Below are 1,512 nucleotides of genomic sequence, written 5' to 3' on the forward strand. Positions count from 1 at the left end.
GCGGTGGCCGCCACCATGGCCGCCGGGCACCTGCACGTACGCGGTGTCCGGGTGGACTGGGAGGCGTTCTTCGCCGGCAGCGGCGCCCGACGGGTCGACCTGCCGACCTACGCCTTCCAGCACGCCCGTTACTGGCTGGACGCGCCGACCGAGATCGGTGACGTCACGGCGGCCGGACTCGGTCCCGCCGAACACCCGTTGCTGGGGGCGGCCACCGCCCTCGGCGGCAGGGACGGTGCGCTGCTCACCGGTCGGCTGTCGGTCCGAACCCACCCGTGGCTGGCCGATCACGCCGTACTCGGGTCGATCCTGCTGCCCGGCACGGCGTTCCTGGAGCTGGCGGTGCGGGCGGGAGACGAGGTCGGGTGTTCCTCGGTGGAGGAGCTCACGTTGGAGGCGCCGCTGGTCCTGTCCGAGGACGACACGGTACGTCTGCAGGTGTGGGTCGGGGCCGAGGACGAGTCGGGCAGGCGCGAACTGACCCTCTACTCCAGCTCGGACGACACCGAAGACGGCCGGTCGTGGACCCGGCACGCCACAGGTGTGCTGCGTGCCGACGAGGATCACGGCGGGACTCCTCTGACGGAGTGGCCACCGGCCGGCGCCAAAGCCGTGGAACTGGACGGGTTCTACGACCGTCTGGCTGACGGCGGTTTCGCCTACGGACCGGTGTTCCAGGGCCTGCGGGCAGCATGGCGGCACGGGGACGAGGTGTTCGCCGAGGTCGCGCTGCCCGAAGGGGTGGGCGCGGGCGGCTTCGGTCTGCACCCAGCGTTGCTGGATGCCGCGCTGCACGCCACCGGCCTGGCCGATGGCACGGACGATGACGCTGGTGCCCCTGGTCTGCCGTTCTCGTGGTCGGGTGTGCGGCTGCACGCCGTCGGCGCGACGGTGCTGCGAGTGCGGCTCTCGCCCGCTGGGGCGGACGCGGTGGCGCTGACCGTGACGGACGGCTCCGGCGCTCCGGTCGCCACCGTCGATGCGCTGGTGGTGCGCGCGGTGTCACCGGATGCGCTGGAGACGGCACGCCGACTGGAGTCGCTGTTCCGGCTGGACTGGGTGTCCGCCCCGGCGACGGCCGGGCGCAACGGTTCGGTGGCGGAGTTCGCGGACTGGGACGGAGTGCGGTCGGCTCTGGACGCGGGGGGGACCCTGCCGGACAACGTCGTGGTGCGCTGCGCCGGGTCCGAGGACGGGACCGCGGTGCACCAGCGGGTGCACGCCGTTCTCGAACTGGTCCAGGGCTGGCTGGCCGACGAGCGCTGCGCCGCGTCGCGGCTGGTGCTGGTGACCCGCGGTGCGGTAGCGATCAGCACCGGCCAGGATGCGCCGGACTTGGCGGCAGCCGCGATATGGGGCCTGATACGGTCCGCGCAGTCGGAGAACCCCGACCGCTTCGTCCTGGTGGACGTCGACAACGAAGACGACTGGACGTCGGCGCTCACGACCGGGGAACCGCAGCTCGTCGTACGGGACGGTCGGACACTCGTGGCCCGGCTGGCCCGGATACGA

1 protein-coding gene is annotated in these 1,512 nt (G+C 72.7%); it reads left to right on the plus strand.

Annotation, left to right across the window (positions count from 1 at the left end; translation table 11 throughout):
- Positions 1–1,512 (plus strand): SpnB-like Rossmann fold domain-containing protein (locus tag KYY02_RS33525; RefSeq protein WP_371244825.1); only part of this gene is annotated, 1,512 nt, incomplete at both ends.

This window comes from Streptomyces pimonensis (genome assembly GCF_041380215.1).
Taxonomy (GTDB): Bacteria; Actinomycetota; Actinomycetes; order Streptomycetales; family Streptomycetaceae; genus Streptomyces; species Streptomyces pimonensis.